Origin of the sequence: Streptomyces sp. NPDC050264, assembly GCF_040655895.1 — a bacterium.
GTDB lineage: Bacteria > Actinomycetota > Actinomycetes > Streptomycetales > Streptomycetaceae > Streptomyces.
Genome location: NZ_JBFAKV010000009.1, coordinates 349,181 through 357,821, shown reverse-complemented (window position 1 = coordinate 357,821; position 8,641 = coordinate 349,181). Strand labels below are relative to the sequence as shown.

The 8,641-nt window shown below is 73.4% G+C and carries 5 protein-coding genes and 1 pseudogene; 1 reads left to right on the top strand and 5 read right to left on the bottom strand.

The annotated features are described in order from the left end of the window. The 3 genes and pseudogenes from manB to AB0J02_RS19200 form a co-directional block, all read right to left on the bottom strand. A pseudogene (gene manB / locus AB0J02_RS19210) lies at window positions 1-276 on the bottom strand (phosphomannomutase/phosphoglucomutase); the annotation flags it as partial. A 138-nt stretch (window positions 277-414) separates the two neighbouring features. Then, window positions 415-2,031 (bottom strand): L-lactate permease, encoded by a 1,617-nt coding sequence (locus AB0J02_RS19205; RefSeq protein ID WP_363194868.1) that lies wholly within the window; start codon window positions 2,029-2,031, stop codon window positions 415-417. A gap of 128 nt (window positions 2,032-2,159) precedes the next feature. Continuing rightward, window positions 2,160-2,537, bottom strand: coding sequence for a DUF3499 domain-containing protein (locus AB0J02_RS19200; RefSeq protein ID WP_363194867.1), 378 nt, complete (start codon window positions 2,535-2,537; stop codon window positions 2,160-2,162). Between the two features lie 432 nt (window positions 2,538-2,969). Between AB0J02_RS19200 and AB0J02_RS19195 the strand changes: the two genes are divergently transcribed. Further along, window positions 2,970-3,356 carry a metallopeptidase family protein gene (locus AB0J02_RS19195; RefSeq protein WP_363194888.1) on the top strand — a complete coding sequence of 129 codons (387 nt, stop codon included), beginning with the start codon at window positions 2,970-2,972 and terminating at the stop codon, window positions 3,354-3,356. 37 nt (window positions 3,357-3,393) lie between these two features. Here AB0J02_RS19195 and AB0J02_RS19190 read toward each other — a convergent pair whose 3' ends face one another. Both AB0J02_RS19190 and AB0J02_RS19185 read right to left on the bottom strand, forming a co-directional pair. Then, the gene (locus AB0J02_RS19190) at window positions 3,394-4,896 is read right to left on the bottom strand and encodes a DUF5719 family protein (protein WP_363194866.1); all 1,503 of its coding nucleotides are present in this window, start codon (window positions 4,894-4,896) and stop codon (window positions 3,394-3,396) included. Next, window positions 4,893-8,609, bottom strand: coding sequence for a glycosyltransferase (locus tag AB0J02_RS19185; RefSeq protein WP_363194865.1), 3,717 nt, complete (start codon window positions 8,607-8,609; stop codon window positions 4,893-4,895). The genes AB0J02_RS19190 and AB0J02_RS19185 overlap by 4 nt, the downstream gene beginning before the upstream one ends. Window positions 8,610-8,641: the final 32 nt, after the last annotated feature.

Here is an 8,641-nt window from a genome sequence, read left to right as displayed (position 1 = left end):
CGGCAGACCGAGCGCGCCCGACGCGTAGTAGAGCTGGTCGGTGGAGCACAGGCCGATCTCGGTGACGTCCGCGCCGAGGGCGGCGGCCCCGCGCGCGAAGGCCCGGGTCAGGCCGGGCGAGGAGGGCCGCATGTCGTGCCCGACCACGATCGCCGACGCGTCGGTCACCCGCACGAAGGCGGCGCCGAACAGCGCGGCGAGCTCCTCGTCCCACTGGTCCGGGACCACCCCTCGCACGTCGTACGCCTTCACGATCTGCGACAGATCAGCAGCCACGGCCGGCCCAGCCCTCCTGGAGTCCTTCACGGACCCCACAAACTACCCGTCCGGACCGGCATCGGGCCGTGAACCCCCCATTCCTCGCAAAGAACGCGCCTCTGCGCGTCCTTACTGGTCAGGGCAGGTACTCGCCGGTCAGGGCAGCATCCACGACAGGACGACCGTGCTCTGCGCGAACACGATCAGACACATCACGAGCAGCAGGCCGAGACTCCACGGCAGCACCTTGCGCAGCAAGTCGCCCTCCCGGCCCGCGAGTCCGACGGCCGCGCACGCGATCGTCAGGTTCTGCGGCGAGATCATCTTGCCGAGGACGCCGCCCGAACTGTTCGCCGCCGCGAGGAGTTCCGGCGACAGGCCCGACTGCTGGGCCGCCGTCACCTGGAGGGCGCCGAAGAGCGCGTTGGCCGAGGTGTCGGAGCCGGAGACGGCGACGCCGAACCAGCCGAGAACCGGGGACAGGAAGGCGAGCCCCGCGCCCGCCGCGGCTACGAAGTGCCCGATGGTGGCGGCCTGGCCCGACAGGTTCATGACGTAGGCGAGAGCGAGCACGGTGGTCACGGTGAGGATCGCGAACCGCAGCTCGTACACGGTTCCGAGCCATTCGCGCACCGCCACGCGCGCGTGCACGCCGAGAACAACGGCCGTGCACACGCCGGCGAGCAGGACGAGCGTGCCGCCGGTGGAGACGAGCGGCAGCGTGAAGATGTTGCCGCCCACCGGCTTTCCGTCGGGCGCCGCGACGTTCAGGAAGGGCCAGTCGAAGACCTGGTTCGCCTGCGCCAGCCAGTCCTTGACGGCGGGGATCTGGGCCACGGAGAAGACGACGACGATCAGCGCGTACGGGGCGTAGGCACGCAGCACTTCGGGCCGCGGGTCGTCCTCGTCCAGGTCTTCGCTGCGTACGCCGGTGAGGACTGCGGCGCGTACGGGTTCGGCGACCGGCCGGCGCGCGTGCGGGACAGCGACCAGGGCGCCCGCGCCGATCAAGGCGGCTCCGATGTCGGCGAGTTGGGCGGAGACGTAGTTGGAGGCCGCGAACTGGACGACGGCGAAGGCGAATCCGCAGGCCAGAGCGGGCACCCAGGTCTCGCGCAGCCCGCGCCGCCCGTCCACCAGGCCCACGAGCAGCAGCGGCACGATGAGTGCGAGCAACGGCGTCTGGCGGCCCACTACGGAGGCGACCGAGTCCAGCGGGAGCCCGGTGACCTGGGCGAGGGTCACGACGGGGGTGCCCATGGCGCCGAAGGCGACGGGCGCCGTGTTGGCGACGAGGGAGACGACCGCGGCCTTGACCGGGTCGAAGCCGAGCGCGACGAGCATGACCGAGCAGATGGCGACCGGCGCGCCGAAGCCGGCGAGGGCCTCCAGGAGCGCGCCGAAGCAGAACGCGATGACGAGGGCCTGGATGCGCGGGTCGTCGGAGAGGCGCCCGAAGGACCGGCGCAGGATGTCGAAGTGCTGGGTGCGGACGGTCATCCGGTACACCCACAGGGCGTTGACGACGATCCACAGGATGGGGAAGAGCCCGAACAGCGCGCCCTGCGCGGCGCTGGAAAGGGTCTGGCCGAGCGGCATGTCGTAGACGAGCCACGCGACGAGGGCGGCCGCCGCGAGGCCGATCAGGCCCGCGCGGTGGGCCTTCATACGGACAGCGCCGAGCAGGACGAGGACGGTGACGAGCGGCAGCGCGGCGATGAGTGCGGACAGGCCCAGCGAGCCGCCTACGGGCTCCAGTTGCTGGATGAACACGAGCGCCTCCCGGAATCCCGGAGTCGGGATGGCGATCGTCGTGTCCTCAACAATCCCGGGTCAACGCGTGTGACAGCGAAGATCCAGTGAAGGCGCTTTCTCCCGCGTTCCGTCCGCGCCGGACAGCGTCAGTTGTCGGGCGAGCGCAGGACGCGGAGGTGGCCTCGGCGGGCGACCTCCATGGGGTCCGCGCGGCGTGCTCCCGAGCCGCCGGCCTCGGCCGCGCGCTCCTGGGGGCGGGCCGCTTCCCGTACGGCGTTGGCGAGGGCCTCCAGGTCGTCGCCGCTGGGGCGGGCCGGGACGCTGCCGTCGGTGAGCCGGACGACCTCCCAGCCGCGCGGCGCGGTGAGGCGCTCGGAGTGCTCGGCACACAGGTCGTAGCAGTGGGGTTCGGCGTAAGTGGCGAGGGGGCCGAGGACCGCGGTCGAGTCGGCGTAGACGTACGTCAGCGTCGCGACGGCGGGACGGCCGCAAGCGGTGCGCGAACAGCGACGTACAGGGCTCACGATGTTGGACGGTACCGCACTCCTGAGCGGGCCGCGACGACTCTCCCCGCGCTCACCCCACCGTGTCGTGATGTGAGGCGGCGCACACCGGCCGGCGCGGGCTCGCTCGTGACCTGGGGCGACCCGGGGTCGTACGCCCCACAAGGGAGTTGAAATCGGTCACCACTCACCACAAATACCGCCAATTGTCATGAGTTCAACGGTCCGGGAGGGATGTGGAATCAGGCCCAAGATTGGCTTGATCGGTCAGGAAGCGACATGCCGTGCTCCGTACGGAGGCGGCCCGCCCCGGCCGCCCCGGAGGACTACGCTGCGTCGGTGATGGAAAGGCCCGCCAACGCTGAGAACCCGGTGCCGCCCGACGGCCAGGCACCGCCGCGCTCCCCCGCCGAGCCGCGCCCGCCGCGCCGCCGCGACCGGCACGGCCGCGGCATGCGCGGGCCCGTGGCGCCGCCGCAGGTGCCGCTGTCCGCGAGCCGCGCCGAGGTCTTCGCGGACCTCGTGCAGGACTCCGTGGAGCGTCTGGAGCGGCGCTGGCCGCAGCTCGGAGAGGTCGACTTCCTGATCCTCGAAGTGCCGCGGCTCACGGCCGAGGACGAGGCGTGGGGCGCCGACACGGTGCCGCTGGGCGGCACGATCCCGGCGCGGGACGATACGCCCGCGCGCGTGATCGTCTACCGGCGTCCCGTGGAGATCCGCACCAAGGGGCGCGACGAACGGGCCGCCCTGGTGCACGACGTCGTCGTCGAGCAGGTCGCCGAGGTACTGGGGATCACCCCGGAGACCGTCGATCCCCGGTACGGGGACGGCGAGGAGTGAACCCGCCGCCTTTGTAGGGCGACGGTCCCCACGGCAACTACTTCTGGAGGATGGACAGGTCCTCGTCGGACTCCGGCACCGACACCGTCCCCCGGTCGTCCGGCAGCGTCTGGATCGTGAACGCCGGGACGTCGTCCTGCTTCTCCTCCAGCATGCGCGAGCCGTAGACCTTGCCGCCCGACACGGGCTCCACCGTGAGCGCGTACGCGCCCTTCAGGCCGGCCGGGACGGGCGCGGGGACCGAGAGCGTCGTGCCGCCCTTGACCGTGTACTCCTTCGTGGTCGCGGTGCCGCCCTCCGCCCCGGGTGACGCGGTGACCTTGACCTTGCCGGTGGCGCCGGGGGCGGTCAGGGCGAGCGTGGAGCCCTTGGCGCGGTTGTCGGCGACCGTGGCGCGCGCGCCGATGTCACGGGTGGCCGGGATGAACGCGGTTTCCTGGTCGGCGCCCTTGCCGCGGGTGACGCGCAGCGCGGCCACGACCGGCACGGAGGCGTCGGTGGGCGTCAGGAGCAGGGAGCCCGCGTCGCCGCGCGTCACGTCACCGAGGTCGACTGCGGACGTCATACCGGACTTCACGTGCAGGGTGTCGTGGCCGGCGGGCGCGATCCTGCCGCTGGAGGTGGCGAGTTGGACCTTCAGGTCGGCGTCGTCCTGGCCCGGCGCGAAGGCGACCAGGCGCACACTCGTGGCGTCCTTCGGGATGCCGGGCAGCACGAGGGAGGCCGCCGGGTCGGCGGCGGCGGGCAGCCAGTCGCCGCCCAGCTTGTCGTCGGCGGCCGACACCGCGGCGGCGACGCGGCCGCTGCGCGCGGTCACGTGCAGCGTCAGGTTCGTGTACGGCTTGTCGGTCAGCGTCGACAGCAGGACCGGGACACTGGCGTGCGGCCCGATCTGGATGCCCTCGCCGACATCGGACTTCACGGCGCCGTCCGGGCCGTACAGCTGGACGTCCACGACCGCGGCCTCGTCGTCCGGATTCGTGAGGTGGATGTAGTCGCTGCGGTCCTTGGCGGTGCTGGCGCCGGGGAAGTAGAAGTCGGTGTCCGGGGCCGAGCAGTCCACACCGAGCAGACCGCGGCCCGTACCGACCTCGACCGTGGTGGTCTGCTGGACGGTCCAGCCGGGTGCCAGGGCGCCGTCGGCGGTACCGATCAGGGCGGGCGCGTCGGCGCCCGAGGCCTCGCCCGCGGCCGGCTTGCCGGGCTCCTTCGGAGTGACGACCGCCTTGGGCGTCTTGGTCTTGCCCTTGGTGTCCCCGGTGTCGCTCGACCCGCTCTCGGCGGGCATCAGCTGCGCCTTGCCCGCCGAGTCGGTCGTGCCCTCGGTGCCCTTCGATGTCGGCGTGTACGACGTGTACGCGGTCTCCGCGAGGTCGGACTGGCCGGGCGTCGGGCAGAGCAGGCTGGAGCGTTCCACGGGCAGTTGGGCGGCCGCCTTGGCGGGAGCGTCGTCCGCGCCGCCCGACGTGGTGGCGGCGAACCCGGTGACGGCGGCCAGGGCCGTCACCGCGGCGATCAGGGACAGGGTCGTGCGGTTCACTGCTGGCTCCCGTCGGGGCGCTCGTTGTCGGCGCCGTTGCCGTGGCCGTGCTGCTCATACGTGGGCTCGTACGCGGGGTCGTACTGCGCTTGCGTCTCGTACGTGCCCCCGTAGGCGTACGGGTCGTACTGGCCCGCCTGATACGGATCCGCCTGGTACGGGGCCGTCTGCGGGTCATAGCCGTAGGCGCCCTGGTACTGCTGCTCGCCCGCGGCGTACGTGCCGTAATCGGCGCCCTGGTAACCGGGCTGCTCCCACTCGCCGTACGCCTGCTGCTGCGGGATGTCCGCGACCGGGACCTCCTCCGGAGAAGCGGGATGAGGCAGCGGCGGTACGGCGTCGTCGGCAGGCTGCTCGGCAGGCTGGTCGGCGGCCTGCTCCGTCTCGGCCTGGGCGCGCAGCCTGCGGGCCCTGCGGCCCTCGCCGGTGACGGCCTCGGCGGGCACGACCGGCTCCTCCGGGAGGTCGTCGTCGACGTCCGTGCGCCGACCGGGCAGCGCGAGCACCACGAGGACGAGGGCGAGCGCGCCCTGGACCCACAGCCAGGCGGTGTGGGTGATCGGAGCGTCGTAGGTGACGTCCAGCGTGCCGCCGGAAGGGGGCAGTTCGAAGCCCTGCGCCCAGCCGTCGACCGTGGTCCTCGTCAGGGGCGCGCCGTCGAGCGTGGCGGTCCAGCCCTCGGCGGCCTGGTCGGCGAGGCGCAGTACGCGGCCCTCGCTGCCTGCTGCCACCTTCGTGTGCACCTCCACGGGGCCCGCGGCGACCGGCTTGGCCTCCTCCGACGTCGAACCGGCACCGGCCGAGGGCAGGACGACGGCGCGCGCCACCTGCCGGTCGATGCGCCACAGGGCGGTGCCGTCCTGCTGGCTGAGCCGGGTCAGGCCCGGCGTCGAGTCCAGGACGCGGCCCATCTGGCGCGGTGCCCCGTCGCGTACGAGGACGTAGCGCACGGCGAACCCGCCGAGCTGGTCGGCCTGGTCGGCGCCGGAGCCCGCGACCAGGTTGGCGACGACCTTGTCGAGGTTCTTGTTCTCGCCGGCGGCCGCGGTCAGTTCGCCGTCGCCGAGGCGGGCGCCCGCGCCGCGGACCAGCGAGTACGACACCTGGGCCGTGGAGCCGTCCAGGACGAGCGTGCGGGCCTGGTCGCGGGTACCGGCCTCCTCGGCGACGAACGCGGGTACCTGCACCGGGTCGCGGCGCTCCAGGGGCCCGTCGGCACCGGCGATCATCCAGCCCGCGGCGAGCAGCAGGGGGCCGGCGGCGGCGGCGAACGCGACGAGGGCGGCCACCGGCTGGCGCCAGCCGAAGCTCTGCTCGGCGACACGCGAGCGCGCGCCGTCGGCGCCGAGCGCGGCGGCGGCCAGGAGCGCGATGCCGTAGACGAGGGTGGCGGGTCCGGCCCACGTCGAGTTGTTCGACAGGACGGCGAAGACGAGGGCGACGAGGGCGACGGCCCAGGCGGTGAGGACCGCGAGGCGGCGCTCCTGGCGCAGCAGGGCGCCGAGCGCGGCCAGCACGATGCCGACGAGCAGCAGGCTGCCGGTGGTGCCGGGTCCGCCCGGCGAGGCACCGAGCAGGCTCATCGCGGTCGCGGAGCCCTTGCCGTACGGAAGGCCGGCCTCCTTGAAGAAGCCGAACGGCAGCAGCGTCAGGGACCACGGAGCGAGCACCAGTAGGGGCGTGCCGAGCGCGGCGAGGAAACGCAGCCCGTATGCCGCGATGTCCGTGCGGCGCACTACAAGGAGCGCGATGCCGAGGACGAGGGCGATCGGCCACACGATCGGCGTGAAGGCGGTCGTGACGGTCAGCAGCAGCGCGTACGCCCAGGTGGCCCGCCAACTGCCACGCGCCCCCCGGCCGTTCATCAGGCCGGAGGCGGACAGGCCCGCGCGCGCGATGAGCGGCAGCAGGATCACGAGCACCGCCGTGCCGACGCGGCCGCCCGCGAGGGCGCCGGTGGCGGCGGGCAGGAAGGCGTACGCGACGGCCGCCCACGCGCGCAGCAGCCGGGATTCGACGAGCGGCCTGGACGCGAAGTACGCGGCGAAGCCTGCGAGCGGCACCGAGCCGACGAGCAGCACGGTGATCGCGAGGCCGGTCGAGCCGAGCATCACGGAGGAGAGGACCGCGATGACCGCGAGGTAGGGGGGCGCCGCCTGGGTGCCGCCCGTACTGGTGGCGTGCCAGGCGTCGAGGTAGCGCGCCCACAGTTCGGAGGCGTCGCCGGGCGCGGGCAGCAGTGCGCCGCCCGCGAGGGCCCCGCTCCCCAGCAGCCCTCGGCAGGCGATGAGGGAGACGAACAGCAGCACGACGAAGAGCACGGGGCCCGGCTTGCGGGCGATGCGCTTGAGGCGGGCGAACTGCTCGATCTGGATGAAGTCCGCGTCGTCGCCGCCGGGCCCGGACTCGAGGCCGCCGCCACCGTGCCGGCCGGCCGTGTTGGTCTCGGGGTCGGCTCCTTCGAAGAGGTTCCCGGCGACCTGCTCGACGGTGAGCCGCACGGTCGCGCCCGGCGGCGGGAACAGCGGCCGCAGTTCCTTGGCGTCGACCGGGCCCTTGCCGCGCTGTCGGCGGCCCGCGAGGATCCGGCCCGGCCGCAGCAGCGTCGCCATCAGGCCGGCGATCTCGTCGAAGGCCTGTCCCGGCACCTTGCCGACCAGGTACGCGACGGTCCGCAGCAGCGTGCCGAGCACGAGGCGGACCAGGATCCAGGGGAGCTGCGCACCGCTCGCGTTGACGAGCAGGGTGTAGACGGCGCCCGCCTTGTCGACCTTGTGGGGCGACGAAGCCGTGCGTCCCACGCAGTCGACGGTGCGGCGCTCGCGCGAGGAGGCCTCGGCGTGCCGTACGACGGCTTCGGGGGCGACGACGACGCGGTGTCCGGCGGCCTGGGCGCGCCAGCACAGGTCGACGTCGTCACGCATCAGCGGCAGCCTGCGGTCGAAGCCGCCGAGCTGCTCGAAGACATCGCGCCGGATCAGCATGCCGGCGGTGGACACGGACAGCACGGGCCGCACGTGGTCGTGCTGGCCCTGGTCCTGCTCGCGGCGGTCGAGGCCGGTCCAGCGGCGCCCGGAGTTGGCGATGGAGACGCCGACCTCGAGCAGCTGCCTGCGGTCGTACCAGCCGCGCAGCTTGGGGCCGACGATCGCGACGTCGGCGCCTGCCTCGCGCTCCGCCTCGACGACGTGCAACAGCTGGGCGAGCGCGTCCGGTTCGGGCGCGCAGTCGTCGTGCAGCAGCCACAGCCACTGCTCGGGCTCGCCGTGCGGCAGGTCCGGCAGGTCGTACGCGTCGTCGCGCCAGGTGCGGCTGACGGGGTCCCAGCCGCTCGGCCGCTTCAGATAGGGCAGCTCTTCGGGGGTGAGCACCCCGGCGCCGCGCACGGCCTCCTCGACGGCCTGGCCGAAGCCGGTACGGCGCGCGAGGTGCAGCACCCGGTCACCGCCGAGGGCCTCGCCCACGAGGGCCGCGGAATCGTCGGCGCTGCCGGTGTCGGCCGCCATCGCGCTCTGCACGGGACGCTCCTGGCCGAGCAGGCCCGACAGGACATCGGGCAGCCAGCGGGCGCCGTCGTGCGAGACGAGGACGGCGGTGACGACATGCCTGGGAAACTCGGGGGCGCCGGACGGGTCGAGGCCCGTGGCGTGCCCCGGGTCGAACGCGGCGGCGGCAGTACCGAATTGGTCTGCCGAATGGCTGTGCACGGACATCGAGGTACGGGCCCCGGTTCGTTGGACTGCGG

What these genes read in the sequence shown, in the direction of transcription:
- AB0J02_RS19195 (WP_363194888.1), top strand. Translation starts at nt 2,970, where the DNA reads ATGCGCGGGCCCGTGGCGCCGCCGCAGGTGCCGCTGTCCGCGAGCCGC.
- AB0J02_RS19185 (WP_363194865.1), bottom strand. Translation starts at nt 8,609, where the DNA reads ATGTCCGTGCACAGCCATTCGGCAGACCAATTCGGTACTGCCGCCGCC.